The organism is uncultured Aquabacterium sp. (assembly GCF_913773725.1).
Taxonomy (GTDB): domain Bacteria; phylum Pseudomonadota; class Gammaproteobacteria; order Burkholderiales; family Burkholderiaceae_C; genus Aquabacterium.
This window is the reverse complement of the sequence record NZ_CAJYGK010000058.1, coordinates 60,016-77,037: the sequence shown is the minus strand read 5'-3', so window position 1 is coordinate 77,037 and position 17,022 is coordinate 60,016. Positions and strand designations below refer to the sequence as shown.

Genomic DNA, 17,022 nt, shown 5'->3' with positions numbered 1-17,022 from the left:
CGCGCTGGCGATGCAGCTCAACTCCCATCAACCCCGAAACCCATCGAGTAATCTTGAACCCGGACTTCCATTTTTGATTGGTACGTCTACAGGGGGCAGGTCACCATCTCGAAACACTCCTTCTGTTTCACCTAGAGGCCCCGGCTGTTGCGAGCAGTCCGGGGCTTCGTCTTTACGGTTGCGTGATCGTCAGCCCACCAAGACGGCGGGACAACTCCTGAATCAAAGCCTCTGTCGTGAACGTGTCCAGGCCGCGGCCTTGAAGGCGGTGGACGATTTCTGCGGTCAGACTTCTCCTGTGCGCAGCCGCCGCAACCAGAAGCTCAGACTTGAGCGATTCGGGGATCTTTAGGTAAGTGGTAGGGTCGCCGCGAGCCATTACGCCGCCCCTTTGTATTTCTGGACCAACTGGATGACGTTGGACGACCACTTGACCTGCTGCACTGGAACGCCGTCGCCGTGCTTCTTGCCGGTGTCGTAGATCCTGCACAACTCTTTCGCAGCTTCAGTTGGCTTCCACTGACCACCGACCTTTTCTTGAAAGCCGCTCGTCATCAAAAAAGCGTTGATTTGCTGCGCCGACATTTGGCACTGCTTACCAATTTGCGTAGGCGTCAACCAAACGCTGTCCTGATTTGACGCCTCAAGGTGAGTCTGCCCTGTGAGCTTGAGCAGATTGACGCCATGAAGTGAATTGATCGCCTGATTCGCGCCAATGGCGGCAGCCTGCTTGTCGCAGCCGATGTACCGCAGCATCCCGGCTAGCGCCTTGAACTCCTTTGTCGCTACAACGACGTCTTGTTGCTGCCTTGGCTGAACCTCATACGCACCATGCCTGCGCAAAGCTGGGAGCACCTCTCGCGTTACCCACTGCTTGAACTTCTTTGCACTAGGTAGCGCGCTTCCGAAGATCAAGGCATACATCCCTGATTCGTTCACGTGGTTCGTCTGCTGTCGGCGGCCCGCACTATCGGCGACCTCGCGTTTCACGAGGTCGTCCGAATCGACATGCCGTGCGACAGCGTCGTGCGGATTGCTATAACCCAATGCCGAACACAAGTCACCAGCGTGGAACCACGGCTCACCACCATCGTCTGCAACAACTCGGATCGTTTGGCCATCAAAGTTGAACGGGATGATGTTCACTGTTGCGCTCCTTTTTGCTCTTGAGCCCTAGCCTGCTCAATGAGGAACAGAACGTGTGCGTTGACGCTCCTTCTGTTGTTCATGGCTGCGCTCTTGAGCCAGGCTTTCAAGTCTTCCGGCAGTCTGATACCCACCGGAGGTATGGGTTTACGCATGTATGACTCCTGTGCAATGCGCGAAGCTTTTGTGTACACGTCGTGTTCGCGACGTGGATACATCGTATCTCCACAACGTTGTGGAGTCAACATGTATCGTGGATTTTTCTCTTTTTGACGCCCACAATCGCGGCCATGTCAGACCGCCACGCAGTTAACCCATACCCGCTACGCCTTCCACAGGATCTGAAGGAGAAAGTGGAGTCATCCGCAAAGGAGAACCGGCGCTCCTTTAACTCCGAGGTTGCCGCTCGCCTGCAGGCTAGCTTCGACCCAAGAGGGATAGAGACTACCGAGATGGCTCATGCCGCATTCGCGGCGGCAACGTTGGCTGTTCGCGCTGCGTTGAAGCTTCTCAAGAAGCACTCGGAAGACGATGCGACTCAAGAAGCGGGAATCATCAAGCTGGCCGACACGCTCCTTTCAATCGGCACTGACGTTGGCAACGCAAAGCACACCCTCTATAGCCTGATCTCATCCGGCAAACCGGGCGCCGAACTCCGCTGGCTGCTGGCCGCCAGCCAAGACGAAGAACAAGAGGATGTAGCTTCCGTCGTTACGAAGCGCCTCAGCAAGAAGTAGCCACCCGTCATGAAGATCGAGTTGTTCCTAAAGATCGCGGTTGCCCTAGCTGTCGCTTACCTAGCAATCGCCTTCATCGCCACACCGACCTCACCACAAGAGGCTCACGAAGAGACCTACCGGCGCTGCATGAAGTCTCCGGAAGGGTACAAGCCGTCCGATGGCATCACTCTCCAAGAGTTCTGCCGCATTCAGGCGGATGTTCTTAGTGGCAGACCCCGCTGACTACTTCCTACGCATCGCCTTGAGCGCCGCCGCCTCCATCGCCTGAATGTCGGCAAACACCTCGCGGCGGTCGGTTATGCCGTGAACTTCCATCAGCGCAAACAGGGCCGTGTAATCCAACCCTGTCGGCATGTCCATGCCCATGCGCCATTGGGTTTGCATGTCCATGAACAGGCAGAAGGTGGCCCAGTTCTCAGGCCACACCTCGAAAGGTGCAGCAAAGTCGGCCAGCGAGAAGCCGAACGCCGAAAGCTCAGCCTCGTCCTCTCGCTCGTACAGCCGACTCGCCGCCTCGGTCAGTTTCCCAGCCGCTGCTCCACGATGGCTTGACGGTAGGTGTTCATGATGGCCGCCGCAGCCGCAGGCAGTTCGTTCGCCAACTGGTGAGCCGTTTCCTCGTTCAGTTCTTCATCGAGGTTCCACCCTTCGATGACCTGAAGCAGGTACTCGGCGTTGACCTTCACCATGCGGCTGATGACAGCGCCCGCGCCCTTCACCTCTTCGGAGCCCATCTCAGACGACATCTTGTCGATGAACTGGCCGAACTCGCTCACCGTGCGGTACTTGTAGAGCACTTCGATGGTGCCGGTCGTGCCGTCCAGCATCGGGAACGTGACAACGTGCTTGAAGTTCTTCGGGCGATTGCCCAGCTTGATTTTCGACATTGATTACCTTCGCGGGGTAGAACAAATGCCCTTGCCCAGCCCTGCCGCCCCGCGAAGAGCGAACAGAGCCGGGTAGGTGCTCAGGGTTGCCTCAATTACGAGGCGTAGCGGACCGGGCGGCCTTGCAGCGAGAAGGTGGCGCGCACCTGCATCACCGAGCCCTTGGTCACGGTCGGGGTCTCGTTGAACGACACGTAGCCCTGGTACAGGATGAAAGAGCCGTCCGGCATCGACAGGCGCAGAGCGCGCACAGCGCGAGCGTCCGAAGCGGCCTTCAGAGCCTGGTAGCCCGGCAGGGTCGGGTCGTCGGCGATGTCCAGCGTGATCGACTGCGCGCTCAGGGTCGTCGGGATCTGGGTGTCGAAGTTCTGCTCCAGGAACGAGAACGTGGCGAACTGCTGCTCACCGCCCGAGGTCGAGAAGCCCATGATCTGAGCGATCTGGGTGAAGCCGGTGATTTCCTGCACCGAGCCGCCGCCCGATCCTGCCGGGTACTGCGTCACCGAAGTGGTGTCGATGCCGTCGAGGTTGAACGTGTTGGTGGCAGATCCAGCGACACGCACAACGCGGTTGTTCAGGTTCGACCAGCCGGAAGTGACCGACACCAGGGCACCGTTCGCAAGGCCGTGAGCCGTCGAGGTGGCGACGCCGGGGTTTGCGTTGCTGATGCCGGAAACGGTCTTGGCCGTGCCGTAGGTCGTGGCGAGAGAGACGATTGCACCGTCAGGGAGTCGAGCAGCCATGTTGGGCCTTTCACAAATGAAAAAGCCCGCTCAAGGCGGGCCAAAGGAAACGCCCTTGCGGGCAACGAAAAAGGCCCCAGCGGTTTCCCGTGGGGCCTTGTTGGTTCAGGTTCTGTTAGCGGTCAGACCAGATTGAGAAGGTCTGCAAGCAGCCGCGCAAGTCGGCTTCTTCGTCGTATGTCCAAAGTGGCTCACCGACCGGTGACGCCTGAAAGCTGGTTGCTGCGACCAATGCCTGCTCTGCCTGCCGAATCAGCGGCAGAGCCTCGGCGCGAGTCTTGCCCCACACGTTGATCTGGATGAGCGTGTTGCGCTTGTTCGGCAACGTCTTGTCCATGTACTGCATGGACTGCCCGCCGATGCCTTGATAGGTGATGTACGGCGTCGCCGTGCCAGCTGGCGCAACGTCAGGAGACACACGCGGGCAGATTGCCTTCAGCAGCGCCGTCAGATCAGATTCCATGCTCATACCTTGACTCGCTTCAGAAACTCATCCTTGACCGCCTGAGCAGCCTCCTTGCGCCCTTCCAGAATTGCCGGACGCATGAAAGGATGCGCAGGAGCCCGCGACGTGCCGAACTCCACCATCCACGCGTATGGCGCTTTGGTGCGGTTCCAGCTCACGTGATAGGTCGCCTTCGCCTCGTTGCTGTTGTCCTTGGAATAGACCTGGTAGATCGAGTTGCGCAGCGAGCCAGGCGCGAACCAATACTTCTGGCCCGTCTTCTTGAAGCTCGTCCCGTGGAACCAGTGGCCCTTCTCGGAAACTGGCACCTTGATCCGGGCCAGGCTGTATATCACCTGAGCACCAGCCTGAGCAGCAGGACGTGCAGCGTCGTGGAACTTCTGCACCTCAGCGTCTAACGCAGCCTTGAAGCCGGTCAGATCCATCTTGATCTTCACGCGACCACCTCACACACGAAGTCGGTGTACTTCTTGCGGCTTACGTCAGGCAGTACGGCTTTGACTTCGTACACGCGCGCGCCGTCGTGAGCACGCATACCAGGCACGATGTCCGTGCGATACAGCGTCCGCACCGAGGCTTGGACGGTCGTCAGAGGCTGGTCGGCCTTGAGTGCTTGCAGGCCGTTGAGCATCTTCACCGACGCCCATGCGTTGCCCACATTCACCCACGCATCAACCTTCTCGCCAAGCTCGTTCTCAGCGCCACCAAGGCGCTTGAACGTCAGGTAGCGGTCGCGGTCACCGGCTCGCATCAGTACACCCGGAACGGTTGAAGCAGCGCATACACGCCGAATGGGACCTCGTCCATCGCACGGTCGGCGCTGGCCTCTCGGTTCAGGAACAAGTGCCCGACGATCAGCAGAATCGCCGACTTGATGGCGTCATTCAGCACGATCCCGGAATAGGTGCGTTTGGCCGTCTGCTGCGCAGCCTGGTACGCCTGGTCGGCCACGTCCATCGCAATGCCGGATTCAACATCCGATGCAATGGATGCAGCAGCCTCAACCGCAGCAACATAGGCCGTAGTGGCAGCACTTAGGGCCGCAGCAACGCCAGAAATCGCCGTGTTCATCGCAGCCTGATCGGCGTACACGTTGCGCCCAAGATAGTTCACAGCGAACAACTCAGCCGCGTTCACATACGCCTGAATCAGCGTGTCCTCGCCCGCCTCTTCGACACGCAGATGAGCTTTTGCATCGGCAAGGGTGACGAGGCTCATATTCACTCAGCCTTGTTCTCAGGCGCAGCTTTCGCGGCCTTGGTCTTGCGCTCGCCAACAGGCTCAATCCAGCCTTCAGCGGTCGCAACCTCGATCAGTTCGGCATCGTCAAAGGCGTGCTCAGTGCCTGCCTCGTACTCAGCCACCTCGACGTGACGGTGAGCCCACTTGAAGGACTCTTTGACTTTGAACATGGGTTCTCCAATGAAAAGGGCCACTCCTTGCGGAGCGGCCCGAACTTCATCAATCAGGATGCGGCCACCTTGAGCAACTTAATGGCTTGGCTATTGCGGATGACCCCGCCAACGCGCTTCCGGATATAGAACTTTACGAAGCCAGGGGTCGTGATTTCGTCGCGGGTGATGCGGGTGCCCACACGGTCAACGATCAGGTAACCCTCGCGGAAGTCACCGAATGCCAGCGGGAACGAGTTCGCAGCCACAGCAGGCATGTCCTCGGCTTCAACGATGGGGTAACCCATGAAGGTGCCAGGCTGACCAGCCACGAGCGACGGTTGCCACAGGTACTGGCCCGAGGTGTCCTTGTACTTGCGCAGCGAGGCAAGGACGGCGCGGTTGGTAACCCAGGTGGCGTTGGCGCGATAGCGAGCGCGCACACCGTACACGAGGTCATACAGCACATCCAGGCTGGTAGGCAGCGCAGCGGCTTGGCCCGACGCCACGTATTGCAGCGTACCGAAGGCGCGCGAGGCATCGCCGGTGGTCACGGGGGTGGGGCCAGCCAGGAAGCCAGTGGGCTTCTTGATGCCGTTGCCCGACACGAAAGCAGCGCCCTCACCGGCCGCGATCTGCTCAGCAGCCGACGACACCAGCCAGTCTTCGACGTTGAAGAACAGGTCATCCAGCGACTCTTCCGAAGCCTGCGGCTTGGCCGATGCCATGCCCATCGTCGGGGTGACTTCGCGCAGATCCGGGGTGTTGGTCTGGTTGCGGGTGTCGCCTTCACCGATCCACTCGAAACCGGCTCCGTTCACGTCGAACAGTTCTTTGTAGTCGGTGCTCGACACAGTGCGGACGGTTGCCAGCTGGCGAATCGGGCTCATGTCCACCGACAGGCGGGCGATGTTGCGCTCGATCACTTCGGGCAGTGCGAAGCCACCAGCGGAACCGGTCGAGGTCACGGTCTGAGCGGCCTTGGCTTCCAGTGCCTTCATGGCATGAGCAGCCTTCTGCTGGCGCTCGGAGTCACCAGGGCGGCGCATCCAGTCGATGAAAGCCGAGCGGTACTCGTAGGCTTCGCGGCTCTCGCCTTCGACGGACTTGCCTTCCATCACGCCGGGGCGCGACAGCTTTGTTTCCATCTTTTCCAGCTTGGACTTCAGTTCTTCCAGGCTGTTCAGATCGGCTTCGATCTTGGCAATCTTGGCGTCCTGGTCGGCAGTACTCTTGCCTTCCTTGGCAGCAGCCAAGCGCTGGTCATTGGTCTTCTTGAACTCGTCGAAGGCGACGCCGATCTTTTCGATGGTGTCAGCCAGGCCCTTCAGGGTCGGCTCTTCGCGCTTCTCGTAGAAGCCGACAGCGGCGATCTTGGCTTGCAGCGCAGCGGCGTGCAGAGCCATCATTTCATTGATGGTTTGCTTCATGTTTCACTTTCAGGATGTGAGGGAACGCAGCAGCCTGTCGGCTGCTTTCATCGCAACGGCGGTCGAATTCGCAGAATCACTCCGCACTTCTCCCATCCGCATGACGCGCGACACAAAGGCCGTTGCGTCGGATCGGCTGAATCCAGCATCACGCAGGATTCGCTCGGCATTCTTCGGAGTTGACATGGATTTGCCCATGTCTTCCATGTCTTCCATGTCGTCATCGTCTGCGCCCTTAGCCTTCTGCAAAGCAGACAGGGCGTCTTTCATCATCTTCATCATTCGCATTTGCGACTCTTCGCTCGTTGGCTCGGAGCCATCCATGTGCGCTTCGTGCAGTTTTATGGCTGCTGTCAGATGCTTAATTGCCCTTGCAACGGAATCTTCCGATACCGCTTTGACGTTGGTTACACGCGCCTTTTCGTTGGCCGGGAAGGTGACCAGCGAGACTTCCCACAGGTCAATCTCTGTGAGCGTGCGTACTTCGGTTTCGCGGTCGTATGCCCACTGCTTCGACATGAAGCCAATGGACAGACCGTTGAGTGCGCCCATCTTCAGCAGCGCATGAGCCTCTTTGCCGAGGGTTGTATCGAGCGCAAGGCGTCCCTTCACGCGCAGACCGTTAGCGTCCTCGCTCATCTCGGTCCACACGCCAATGGGCTTTTCTGCGTCGTGCTGCCACAGCATCGCTGGCATCGTCCCCGCCGCCTTGTGCTCTGCAATCGACCCAGAGAAGGCCCCCTTTGCAATCACATCGTCATACGAGTCACGAACGCCGAAAACAGAGCCGTAGCCCTCCACGGTTCCGTCCTCTGCGGCCTTGATCGACAGAGCAAACGAGCGCACCTCGCGCCCGCCCACCGCGTCCTTGCGCTCAAGCTGGCGTGCCATGCAATTCCCTTCCGGAAAAGAAAAAGCCCGCTCAGTGGCGGGCTTGGTGTGAATCGGTTCGGCTTACTCTGCCGGTGCCGGTTGCGTATCGCTTCCAGCAGCCATGTTCATCGGGCGCAGGTACTCGTTGCCACCCTCTCGCGGGTCGCGGCCTTCCTCATCGCGCCATTCGTTCGGGCTCAACAAGCCCATCTCAACCATCGTTCGGGCGTACTGCGCACGATCTGCCATCGAGCCCATCCGCATGTAGCGCGTGTCGAACTCAGCCCACAGCGGGCCGGCCCCATCAAGCAGCATTTCGTCCATGCGCTGCGTCCACGCACGATGCCAAGGGGCCAGCGTGTGGATCAGGTGGGCGGCAAAGAAAGCCTCAGACGAAGCGAACGTAGACGACTTGTCAGAGTGACCGACCATGATAGGGAACACGCCGTAGCCACGGCAGATTTCCTCAATCTGGAGGCGTCGTGTCTCGACATGCTGCGCATCAACGCCACTCATTCCGGTGTTCAGCCACTTCGCCGAGCGGTCCAGAACCAGAGGCGTCCCGGCGTTCTCCGGCCCACCCTTGTTCTTGAGCCACGTGGTCAGGCGGTCATGCTGCTCTGGCGTCAGGTTTCCCTCAACGGAGTACGTGCCAGACGGACGCAGGCCATTGGCGTGCATCGACTGCTGCGAACGCTCAGTAGCCATCGCAAGGCCGATTGCCGAGCGCGCCAGAGCCACAGCGTTCAGGCTCTTGGCCCAATCCCACTGCACACCGTTGATGACGAACACGTCATCAGGCGCGAACTCGCCAATCAGCCCGAACTCATCCCAGCAGCGATAGCGCACCTCATAGCGCGAGACCTTGCGCACATCCCACTGCCCAGGCTGGACGGGGATCAACTCACGCACACGGTTATTCGACCCGCGCACCTTCAGCGACAGACCGGCCCCCGTCAATGCGGCATGGATCGTCATCTGACGACGCCACTCAAATGACGTTTGCCACTCGTTAGGGCGACGGTTCAGCAGCCGGTACTCGGGGATGTTGGTAGCAAGCTCTCGCGTGCCGCCAGCCTTCTCGCGGAACACCTTCAATTCAGGCGTGGCAACGCCGTCCGCAATGACCTTCACGCACGCAAGAACGGTCGACACCTCTAGGGCCGTCTTCTCAGTGACAGCAACGCCAGCAACGACACCGCCGCTCATCCCGTCAAGCCGATCAGCGATCTGATCGTAGGTGAGCTGGGTCGCCTTGCGCCCGAAGAGGTTACCGAAAAGCTTCACGCTTGATCCCAGAACGACCGGCCCTTGCCAGCCGGGTTAAGTGCCATCAACTGCACCGCGTTGAACAAAGCCATCAGCGGGTCGATCTTGGACAGCCCGCTTGCCTGCTTCGTAATGGATACGGCGTTGCCAACTGGCACCACCTTTGCATTGCCCACGCACCAAGCCATCATTGGCCGGGCGCCATGAACAAGCGTCTTGTTTGCCAACCGCCGCTCAGCGGTCTTGATGGCACCTTGCAAGCGCCACCCCTGCGAGATGCCAACGATGTCATCCATCGTCACGGGGCCAGGCTCATCGTCCGAGCCAACCAAGGCATCCAGAATCCCGCCTAGCCCGTGCTGGTCAACCCCGATCTTGTCAAGCAGCCCAGATGCAGCAATCTCGGCAACGATGGCCGTCAACTGCTCGACATCCTCGCCAACCCGCTCGACCAAGACCAGATCACCATCCCGCGCGAAGTCACGCAAACGTGATGCAACCTCTTTGCGGCGCTCCAGCACGCTCGGATGAGCCCACGCGCGGCACCAAGTCAGCCAACGACCTGTCTCACGTTCGCGGCCAACTGCGCCGAAACCCAACAGGTCATCGAGCCCGCCGCCGTCGATGCCCAACGTGATGACATCACACGCCGCCAGCAGCCGATCAAGCGTCACAGCCTGGTCGCCAGCGTCCTCCCAGAAGTCGGCCCCAGACCAGCGGTCAGACCGCAGGTTCAGTCCAATCTCGACGTTGGCGTGCTTCGCCATGAAGCCACGGAACGAGTCGCCGCCCGCAAGCTCGGCCTTCTTGTATTCGCGCTCAAGAAACGCTTGATCGACAGAGAACCCCATGTTCGGGTTCACCATCGCCATGTTTTCGATCTTCAGGCACTCGCCCGACTTCACCATTTCTGGCGGGTGCTCAAAGATCACCGGCACGAATGACGGATCAACAATCTTGCCGTCACGCACGTCGCGGGCATAGTCAAGCTTCTGCTTGAACACGCCAGCGGGCGGCTCGTCAGACTGCGTTGTGAGCCAGATCACGAAGCCCTCAGGCCTCGATGCCAACCCGCCCAGCGCCTCGCGGAACATGTTCTCCGCGCTCGGCATCTTCCCGAACAGGTGGAGTTCATCCACCAGCGTGCCGACAGACTTCTTCCCGCCGACCGTGTTCTGATCTGCAGCCAAGACCTTCAGAGCCGCTCCGCTTTCACGATGCGTGATGGTCTTGATGTGCGCCTGTACGTGCATCAGGACTTCTAGCTCGTCATCCTTCTGCACCATGTCCCGAGCCGGGGCGAACGCGTTGTTCGCAACCTCGACCGTAGGAGCGAGAACCGAGAATTCGGCAGACTGCCGCCAGTTCAGGATGACCGCAGTCATCATGATCCCGGCTGCAATCGTGCTTTTGCTGTTTTTCTTCGGAATGAGAATGAACCACTCCGTGATGAGCCTGCGCCCGCTCTCAGCGTCGTAAGCACCAAAGATGCTGCGGACCAAATCAAATACCCACTCCGCGCACGACTCCCCGAAGGTGGGCGAGCCAGGAGCGTCAACAATCTTCAGTTGCTTGAAGATCGAAAGCGCCTGCTCTGCCTGCTCCGGAAAGATCGGAGGCGGAATGATTGATTCACGCGCCCGCAGCCGTTCCGCCCAATCCGGGCAGGCTGTTGACCATTCAGGCATCAGACCTTCTTGCCGCCAGCAGCGACCAGCTTAGGAGGCGCAGCAGCAGCAAACTTGCTCGCCACCTTCTTTGCCGCCTCCGCCTGCTGCTCCTTTTTCCCGCCCTCACCCTTGCGAACATGGGTGTACGGCATCAAAGCCTTAGCAGCGTCAACACGCAACTTGGCATCAGCCCCGACATCGTTCATGACTGCCCGCAAGAACTTCTCCGGGTCATCAAACATGCCGATCACATCCAACATCTCGGGCTCTTTTGGCGGGCGACCCGCACCAGGGCGAGCCCCGCCGCTTCGACCTTTTACGCCTGCCATTTGATTCCGTTTGAATGGGTGATTTTTTGTCCAAATGGGAAACTGGGCGGTTACCTGCCGGTCTGCACCATAGATTTACCCCGCCCCCGGTCAGCCTCCGTCCGCTCGCCTGGCAGCCTCTGCCGCCGTCTTGAGCTTGTGACACGGGATGCAGAGCGTCTGATAGTTGCTCTCGTTGTCTGTGCCGCCCATCCAGAGCGGCACGATGTGGTCGACCTCTTGCCCCATCGTCGTGCGGCCATGCTCTTTGCAGTGACGGCACAACGGGTTAAGCATCAACCAAGCCTCTCTCCTGGCCTGCCACTTGCGCCCCCTTATGCGTTGAGGGTCGGTGCTGATGACTGCTGCCCTGCTGGTGTTGATGACACCGATGCGTGGCTTGAGAGTCTTGATCTTTGCCATACGATCCCCGCCCGCCGCAGCCCGTCACCCGGAGTAGCAGGTGAGGCGCTTCCCATAGCGTCGGGGCCTGCTGCTGATGACGCTCAGTCAGCTCGCGATGTAGGTGCCGGGCGCTGATCCCATTGGAGAAGGAGCGACTGGAGGCGCGACGGGATAGGCCCGGCAGAAAGGTGCTCAGTGCGCGCCCGATTGAACAGATAGGGCAACCCGAACGAAAGGACTTCGCACCGAGCGAAAACGAAAAAGCCCCGACACCGTTAGGCATCGAGGCTTCTGAACTACTTGCACCCGGCGATCAACTCGGGCGGCTCGTATTGCTACGAGACTCAAGCCGCACTAGGCGAAACATCTGGGCACGGCTGCGCCCACCTGTGGAAATCTACATGGGTTTGCGTACAGTGTCAAGCAATTTCGTTCGCCCAATCCAGCAAGAACGCAGCCAACTCGCGCGCTTGGTCTTTCGTCAGCGTTACGGACGCGGTTCTACCGATTCCGCTCACCGTGTCGCCAGACCATGGCTCATCGCACTCTATGTACAACTCGCCGCACCGGATTGCCGCCTCCAGGGTATCGCCGCACCCTCCTACTTGATTGATAACCAGTGTTTTACTCACATCATCACTCCGCATCGTAGGAACTTTTTGTATCTAGCGACTGAGCAAACTTTCTTACAGCGTCGTGCTGCTCTGGCGGAAGCCATAGTTCCAGACGCTTCAACCCAGCACAGCGTTTGTCCTCGCGCTCCCTGCGCTTGCGCTCTGCTGCGGTCTTGTCTTTTGGTGCTACCTGTGCGGCAGTGGTGGTGGTCATGGCGCAGGCAGGCGGTTAAGGTCGATCAATCGCTGGACATTGCCGCCAACCCACACGGCACCATCTCCGGTCAACTCAGCATCACAGCTTGCTCGACCCTGCTTGTATGCTGCGTGGTGGATCTGGATGACTGCGGCAAGCTGGCGTGACGTGAGCCCTGCAAGTGCAGCAGCATGCGATCGCATCGTTTGCTCGATGTGCTCTCGCACACTTGGCGCATCGTCCATCCGGGCCAGCGAAAATGCTTTCTTGAGCTTGTGGGGCGTCATGTACACTTCTCCTGTCGCGCCTTTGGGCGCGTTGGGTTGAAATATTGAGTAGAACCAAGCTCTTGTACGGTTTGCGTTAGCGCTTGGCTTGTCGCACTTTGTGCGCCGGATTGAAACGTTAGTTAGGCACAAGCTCTTGCACGTAGTGCATTTGCGCTTGGCGCCATCGGGTTTCGGCCCGGTGTGGCTCCACAAAGGCCCTGACTCCCGGGCCTTTGTCTTTTTGGCCTTACGCGGCCATGAACTTTGCAAACCACGCCTCTGCATCAGCCTTGCAGCGGTTGATCGCTGCGGCGATGTATGCGTCGGGATTGGTGATGTCTTTGTATGTTGTGATGGGCTCGCCGCAGTGCCCGTTGTTGGCCCCATCAGACCAGTAAAACGACCCATCTTCGTTTTGCCCGGCGTACAGCGTTATGCTGCGGTTGTCGGTTTTTCCGATCCAACGACCCTGACTGACTTGCTCCCACTTGACGCTCGCTTGGCTCATGACTCTCTCCCGTGTTGCTGGATCAGCACCGCGCTGTCCATTTGTGTATTGTGCGCGTGACCGGTCACGGTGTCAACAGGTTTCGCGCACAAACACAACACGGATTAGATCAACTCAGTAGCTCGTAGCTTGAGCCACAGCATGTTCCTCGCCTCCTGCCGGATCACTGACCGCTCGACGGGGCAGAGTGGGAGCCTGGCGCTCGTCCAGACCTTGACGCCGGTCTTCAGGTTGCGCGCCTCAACCCTCAACAGCGTCCGGTGAGGGTCTTCCATGTTGTCCACGATTGCGGCCACCGCTGCGCCGGTCACGTGGTCGGCCTCGTCGTCCATTGCGCCGTTGTCGTAGTCGTACTGCTTGGAGGCGCGATAGCCCTCAGTCCCCGGGGCTCGGCTCGGGTAGCCCCTGCCGACGTGGTATGCGCTGCTGTACTCGTGCATGAGAACGAGGTAGCGGTCGAGGATGGCGTCCATCTGTTTTTGCGCTTCGTCGATCATGCTGTCTCTTTCTCCAGTTGCTTTGCGAGTGCGCGGTACTTGTCGCGGATTGCCTTGATGTCGGGCACAGTCAGCTTCAGCGGCTCATGAGGTCCTTCCAGCCACTCGACGCGATCCAGGCCGATCTTGTTGATGAGGTTGACCCGGTACAGGACTAGGTTGCCGCTCAGGTGCGTATTGCAGGGGGCGCATTGCTTGTGGCAGTTGTCAGGGTGCATGGCAAGCTCAGGGCGCGCTCCACGGCTGAGGTAGTGCCCTGCGTGCCATTGGCCGGTGTGATGACGACCGCATGAGATGCATGGCTGGTCGGCATCACGGGCGCGAATGTAGGCATTGAACGCGGCTTGCGCCTCCTTCAGCCAGTCGGCTCGCGTCTTTAGCTTGTCCCGCGTCTCTCTGTCCTTGCGTCGCTGCTCCTGGCGCTTCTTCGTCTCGGCTTGCTCGCGCTTGATCCGAGCGTCGAGGACGGCGCACATCACGGAGCAGACGGTTTGCATCGGTCGCGTTGGGGCGAACAGCACGCCGCAGCCCTTGGACTTGCATTTCTTCTGCTTTGGCTCCTTCACGCCTTCACCGCCTTTCGTTCTTCCCACCATGCGGCGTAGTCCTTTCGGATGACGGAGGCGATCAACTCGCCTTCCTTGCGCTCCACTGCCTCGACGTAGGCCCTTCGGTCGGCGCTGCCTGGCGTGCGCTTGAGGTTGTTCATGTGGGCGTGATAGCTGGGCGACTGACGTGCTGCCCTCATCTCGCAACCGCTGCACCCGGCGTAGTACATGCCGGTGATTGGGTTCACTGCTGCTGTTTCGCAGGCTGGGCAGGGGGTCATGCGTAGGCTCCTTCAATGCTCTTGGGCAGAGGGACTTTCACGCCACGTTCGGCGGCAGCAAACCGCAGGAACTCCATCCACTCCGGCCACTGTCGGCGCGTGAAGCGACTGGTTCGCTGGCCCAGCATCACCGGAGGCGAACCGTTGAACCCAGCGGCCACACGCGGCACCTCGTTGCGATAGGCGCTGGTGAGGATGTCCTTCCAGTCCTCTTCGCTCACGATGACCAGTCGGCCATTCACATCCCACGGGATCTGGTCGGCGAACGCTTGCAGATACGGCCATTGCTGCTTGTTCTGCTCAAGCGTGCGCAGGTCATGCTCAAACGACACCTCGACGCTGTAACCAGCCATCAGGATCGGCTTGAGGTGATCCCGGTAGGTCTGCTGCAAACAGATGGGAGCCTGCTGCGCGTTGTGTAGGGTGACTTTCATGCGGCCTCCGCTTCTTCTAGAACAACCTTTCCCCTCGCACCAGTCGCCATAAGCAACTGAGAGAACGGCGAGATGACAACTGCCGCATCACCACGGTGTCGCGCAGCAAGCTGGATGCTGTTTACGATCACACGCTTCTTCTCTCGGTATCGCTGAGTTGCTGCCTTGCTCCCGAGCTTCGGCGGCTTCTTTGCATCAGGCCCTGAACCGTACACGTAGTACGGCACGTAGACCTGTCGGCCAGACTCCTGCAACGCCCACCTGCTGATGCGAAAATGCTTTGATTCGCCCTTCATCCAATAGCGTAGACGTGTGCGAACGGCTGTCTGCTCAAGTCCGAGTTCATCCGCTATTTCCGCAACGGTCATCGGATGGCCAGTCAGTAGGTATTTCATCTCAGCAAAGCGCGTCTTGTCGATTCCATTGAATCCACAACGGTCATCGGATGGCTTCGGATGCTTTGCCTTAGCCGCGTACACGTTTGACGGAGCGCCGAGACCATCAGGCTTGCGGCGATCAACGACATGGATCAGCCCTCGCTCGCTGAGCAGCCTCCGATGCTTTGATGCACCAGAGTGAGAGATCCCCATCTTCTGTGACAACTCACCAACGGTCATTGGATGATCCGAGAAGTAATGCAGCGCAAGGCCAGTCGCATAGCCAAGGCTGTTGATGACGACATTGCTCATGCTTGCTTCCCCTCAATCGCTTCCTTGCGTGCCTGCGGCCGATAGCTTTCCCATTCGAACGGAACCCATCGGCAGGTTTCCCGGATACGGTCCCAAGTGCGCTCACCGAGAAACTGCTTCATGCCGGTCAGGTCTTGGTTCGTCATGAGGATGGTTGGCAGAACCTCCCGATACCGCAGGTCGAGAACGTCAAACAGAATCGTTTGCTCGCCTTCGGTGCCGTACTGGACGCCTACCTCGTCAATGACCAACAGAGACATGCGCCCAAGTCGCTGAAGCACATCGCGCTCCGATTCCGGCGAGTCCTTGCGCCATGTCTCGCGCACCATGCGGATCACATCCATGCATGTCACGTATAGCACCGCATGACGAGCGAGGACCGACTGAAGGATGGCGGCGGCAAGATGGCTCTTCCCAGTCCCCGGCTTGCCCGACAGAACCAGGCCGCGCCCGGTCTTCATGTGGGCGTCGAAACCTTCGGCATAGGCTTGCGCAATCTCCAGCGCCTTCGCTTGGCCTTCGTTGTGGACAGTGAAGTTGTCGAACCCGCGGCCAATGAACCGCTTCGGGATCGCCGCACGCCCGAGCTTTTGCTGAAGGCGCTCACGCTCGGCCAATACCCGGCCACGCTCTACCGCCTCCTGCTCGGCTTTGTGCCGCAAGTCCTCGCAAGTCGGACAACGACTCCACACCGTGCGGAAGATGTTCACCGAAGTGAACATGCCGTGCTGCTCGCATTCGACCTGGCGCGTCTGCTTGCCTGCCTCGATGGCTTTAGACAATGGTTCCATCTTCCATCACCCCCGCTGTGTAGTCCTTCTCTTCAAAACCGCCGTGCTTTGCGTTTTTGGGCTGCACCCTTGCCTGGGTATTGCCACGGCCCTGATCGCTCAACCATGAGGCCTTGAAGCCCCTCCATTGCTCTTTTGCGGACAGGCTCACCGCCTGAGCGGGAGTCATCCCGGCTTTTGATGCCTCTGACTTGACGGATTGCCACACCGTGAGCGTCAGCGTCTTGGCCCCCTTGTCCTTGCGAGCCCTGAGCCAGTCGGTTGCGTCTTGCAGGTCAACACCCTCAGCAACCAAGTCAGCGACAGACAGCGCGCCAGCGCCTTTGTCTTCTGAACGTAGTGAAGAAGACTCTTCTCTTCTCTTCTCTTCTCTTATCGGTTTCGCCTGGGTTAGCGTTGGGTTCTCCATGGGTTCGCCATGGGTTACCGCTGGGTTACCGCTGGGTAGCCCATGGGTTACCTGTGGGTTACCCATGGGTTTTTTAGGGCGCCCTCCGCGATTGCCGTTCTCCCATGCAGCGATGAGGGAAGCGTTCTTCTCTGACCAACCAACGACTGTCAGTTGGTCGCCTTCGCGCACGATGTAGTCGGCGGCGATCAGCGCAGACTCAAGTGCGTCCGCATCACCCTGGTACTTGCAAAGTGCCTTGAGCCCTGCTGGCGGCATTGCAAACGAATCGCTCTTTCGGTTCTGACAGTGCGCCCACAGCCGAATGACGTACAACGGGGCAAGCTCATCGCCGCCAAGTGCATCGACAACCATGCGCGTGCGCCAGTGGTCGAGAAAGTCGGGGTCAACGATCATCTCTACCCCCTCCATGTCCGATTCGACGGACGCCCGTCTAGGGGTTGTTCAAAAGTTGAGCA

28 protein-coding genes are annotated in these 17,022 nt (G+C 59.4%); 2 read left to right on the top strand and 26 right to left on the bottom strand.

Annotation, left to right across the window (positions count from 1 at the left end; translation table 11 throughout):
• Positions 1 to 378: 378 nt before the first annotated feature.
• Both QZ709_RS07420 and QZ709_RS21300 read right to left on the bottom strand, forming a co-directional pair.
• Entirely contained in the window at positions 379 to 1,146 is a 768-nt protein-coding gene (locus QZ709_RS07420) for a BRO family protein (protein WP_294636630.1), read from the bottom strand.
• The gene (locus tag QZ709_RS21300) at positions 1,143 to 1,301 is read right to left on the bottom strand and encodes an Arc family DNA-binding protein (RefSeq protein ID WP_366937152.1); all 159 of its coding nucleotides are present in this window, start codon (positions 1,299 to 1,301) and stop codon (positions 1,143 to 1,145) included. The genes QZ709_RS07420 and QZ709_RS21300 overlap by 4 nt, the downstream gene beginning before the upstream one ends.
• 135 nt (positions 1,302 to 1,436) lie before the next feature.
• On the opposite strand from QZ709_RS21300, the gene QZ709_RS07415 reads away from it, so the two are divergent.
• Both QZ709_RS07415 and QZ709_RS07410 read left to right on the top strand, forming a co-directional pair.
• A complete protein-coding gene (locus QZ709_RS07415; protein WP_294636629.1) occupies positions 1,437 to 1,883 on the top strand; it encodes an Arc family DNA-binding protein in 447 nt (148 codons plus the stop codon).
• Between the two features lie 9 nt (positions 1,884 to 1,892).
• Complete coding sequence (locus tag QZ709_RS07410) at positions 1,893 to 2,108, top strand: hypothetical protein (protein ID WP_294636628.1); 216 nt, start codon at positions 1,893 to 1,895, stop codon at positions 2,106 to 2,108.
• On the opposite strand, the gene QZ709_RS07405 is transcribed toward QZ709_RS07410, so the two are convergent.
• From QZ709_RS07405 to QZ709_RS07290, 24 genes are all read right to left on the bottom strand, one after another.
• Positions 2,109 to 2,339 (bottom strand): DUF1799 domain-containing protein, encoded by a 231-nt coding sequence (locus QZ709_RS07405; protein WP_294636637.1) that lies wholly within the window; start codon positions 2,337 to 2,339, stop codon positions 2,109 to 2,111.
• A 65-nt stretch (positions 2,340 to 2,404) separates the two neighbouring features.
• Positions 2,405 to 2,773, bottom strand: a complete 369-nt coding sequence (locus QZ709_RS07400) for a phage tail assembly chaperone (RefSeq protein ID WP_294636627.1) — start codon at positions 2,771 to 2,773, stop codon at positions 2,405 to 2,407.
• A 95-nt stretch (positions 2,774 to 2,868) separates the two neighbouring features.
• The gene (locus QZ709_RS07395; RefSeq protein WP_294636626.1) at positions 2,869 to 3,516 is read right to left on the bottom strand and encodes a phage tail protein; all 648 of its coding nucleotides are present in this window, start codon (positions 3,514 to 3,516) and stop codon (positions 2,869 to 2,871) included.
• A gap of 115 nt (positions 3,517 to 3,631) precedes the next feature.
• Positions 3,632 to 3,979: a DUF3168 domain-containing protein gene (locus QZ709_RS07390; RefSeq protein WP_294636625.1), complete on the bottom strand. Its 348-nt coding sequence runs from the start codon at positions 3,977 to 3,979 to the stop codon at positions 3,632 to 3,634.
• A 2-nt stretch (positions 3,980 to 3,981) separates the two neighbouring features.
• On the bottom strand, positions 3,982 to 4,419 hold the full coding sequence (locus tag QZ709_RS07385) for an HK97-gp10 family putative phage morphogenesis protein (protein WP_294636624.1): 438 nt from the start codon (positions 4,417 to 4,419) through the stop codon (positions 3,982 to 3,984).
• The gene (locus QZ709_RS07380; RefSeq protein ID WP_294636623.1) at positions 4,416 to 4,733 is read right to left on the bottom strand and encodes a phage head closure protein; all 318 of its coding nucleotides are present in this window, start codon (positions 4,731 to 4,733) and stop codon (positions 4,416 to 4,418) included. Before QZ709_RS07380 ends, QZ709_RS07385 begins: the two co-directional genes overlap by 4 nt.
• Positions 4,733 to 5,200, bottom strand: a complete 468-nt coding sequence (locus tag QZ709_RS07375; protein WP_294636622.1) for a head-tail connector protein — start codon at positions 5,198 to 5,200, stop codon at positions 4,733 to 4,735. Before QZ709_RS07375 ends, QZ709_RS07380 begins: the two co-directional genes overlap by 1 nt.
• A gap of 2 nt (positions 5,201 to 5,202) precedes the next feature.
• The gene (locus tag QZ709_RS07370) at positions 5,203 to 5,394 is read right to left on the bottom strand and encodes a hypothetical protein (protein WP_294636621.1); all 192 of its coding nucleotides are present in this window, start codon (positions 5,392 to 5,394) and stop codon (positions 5,203 to 5,205) included.
• 53 nt (positions 5,395 to 5,447) lie between these two features.
• Positions 5,448 to 6,803: a phage major capsid protein gene (locus QZ709_RS07365; RefSeq protein ID WP_294636620.1), complete on the bottom strand. Its 1,356-nt coding sequence runs from the start codon at positions 6,801 to 6,803 to the stop codon at positions 5,448 to 5,450.
• 9 nt (positions 6,804 to 6,812) lie between these two features.
• Positions 6,813 to 7,694 carry an HK97 family phage prohead protease gene (locus QZ709_RS07360; protein ID WP_294636619.1) on the bottom strand — a complete coding sequence of 294 codons (882 nt, stop codon included), beginning with the start codon at positions 7,692 to 7,694 and terminating at the stop codon, positions 6,813 to 6,815.
• A 63-nt stretch (positions 7,695 to 7,757) separates the two neighbouring features.
• Complete coding sequence (locus tag QZ709_RS07355) at positions 7,758 to 8,963, bottom strand: phage portal protein (RefSeq protein ID WP_294636618.1); 1,206 nt, start codon at positions 8,961 to 8,963, stop codon at positions 7,758 to 7,760.
• Positions 8,960 to 10,633 (bottom strand): terminase large subunit, encoded by a 1,674-nt coding sequence (locus tag QZ709_RS07350; RefSeq protein WP_294636617.1) that lies wholly within the window; start codon positions 10,631 to 10,633, stop codon positions 8,960 to 8,962. Before QZ709_RS07350 ends, QZ709_RS07355 begins: the two co-directional genes overlap by 4 nt.
• The gene (locus QZ709_RS07345; RefSeq protein WP_294636616.1) at positions 10,633 to 10,875 is read right to left on the bottom strand and encodes a hypothetical protein; all 243 of its coding nucleotides are present in this window, start codon (positions 10,873 to 10,875) and stop codon (positions 10,633 to 10,635) included. The genes QZ709_RS07350 and QZ709_RS07345 overlap by 1 nt, the downstream gene beginning before the upstream one ends.
• Before the next feature lie 159 nt (positions 10,876 to 11,034).
• Positions 11,035 to 11,346, bottom strand: a complete 312-nt coding sequence (locus QZ709_RS07340) for an HNH endonuclease signature motif containing protein (protein ID WP_294636615.1) — start codon at positions 11,344 to 11,346, stop codon at positions 11,035 to 11,037.
• Positions 11,347 to 11,964: 618 nt separating this feature from the next.
• On the bottom strand, positions 11,965 to 12,156 hold the full coding sequence (locus QZ709_RS07335) for a hypothetical protein (RefSeq protein ID WP_294636614.1): 192 nt from the start codon (positions 12,154 to 12,156) through the stop codon (positions 11,965 to 11,967).
• A complete protein-coding gene (locus tag QZ709_RS07330; protein WP_294636613.1) occupies positions 12,153 to 12,425 on the bottom strand; it encodes a hypothetical protein in 273 nt (90 codons plus the stop codon). Before QZ709_RS07330 ends, QZ709_RS07335 begins: the two co-directional genes overlap by 4 nt.
• A 229-nt stretch (positions 12,426 to 12,654) precedes the next feature.
• A complete protein-coding gene (locus tag QZ709_RS07325; protein WP_294636612.1) occupies positions 12,655 to 12,915 on the bottom strand; it encodes a hypothetical protein in 261 nt (86 codons plus the stop codon).
• A gap of 104 nt (positions 12,916 to 13,019) precedes the next feature.
• A complete protein-coding gene (locus tag QZ709_RS07320) occupies positions 13,020 to 13,412 on the bottom strand; it encodes a hypothetical protein (protein ID WP_294636611.1) in 393 nt (130 codons plus the stop codon).
• Complete coding sequence (locus QZ709_RS07315; protein ID WP_294636610.1) at positions 13,409 to 13,978, bottom strand: recombination protein NinG; 570 nt, start codon at positions 13,976 to 13,978, stop codon at positions 13,409 to 13,411. The genes QZ709_RS07320 and QZ709_RS07315 overlap by 4 nt, the downstream gene beginning before the upstream one ends.
• On the bottom strand, positions 13,975 to 14,241 hold the full coding sequence (locus tag QZ709_RS07310; protein ID WP_294636609.1) for a hypothetical protein: 267 nt from the start codon (positions 14,239 to 14,241) through the stop codon (positions 13,975 to 13,977). Before QZ709_RS07310 ends, QZ709_RS07315 begins: the two co-directional genes overlap by 4 nt.
• On the bottom strand, positions 14,238 to 14,675 hold the full coding sequence (locus tag QZ709_RS07305; protein ID WP_294636608.1) for a recombination protein NinB: 438 nt from the start codon (positions 14,673 to 14,675) through the stop codon (positions 14,238 to 14,240). The genes QZ709_RS07310 and QZ709_RS07305 overlap by 4 nt, the downstream gene beginning before the upstream one ends.
• Complete coding sequence (locus QZ709_RS07300) at positions 14,672 to 15,364, bottom strand: MarR family transcriptional regulator (RefSeq protein WP_294636607.1); 693 nt, start codon at positions 15,362 to 15,364, stop codon at positions 14,672 to 14,674. The genes QZ709_RS07305 and QZ709_RS07300 overlap by 4 nt, the downstream gene beginning before the upstream one ends.
• Positions 15,361 to 16,155, bottom strand: a complete 795-nt coding sequence (locus QZ709_RS07295) for an ATP-binding protein (RefSeq protein ID WP_294636606.1) — start codon at positions 16,153 to 16,155, stop codon at positions 15,361 to 15,363. Before QZ709_RS07295 ends, QZ709_RS07300 begins: the two co-directional genes overlap by 4 nt.
• On the bottom strand, positions 16,139 to 16,960 hold the full coding sequence (locus QZ709_RS07290; RefSeq protein ID WP_294636605.1) for a hypothetical protein: 822 nt from the start codon (positions 16,958 to 16,960) through the stop codon (positions 16,139 to 16,141). Before QZ709_RS07290 ends, QZ709_RS07295 begins: the two co-directional genes overlap by 17 nt.
• Positions 16,961 to 17,022 lie beyond the last annotated feature (62 nt).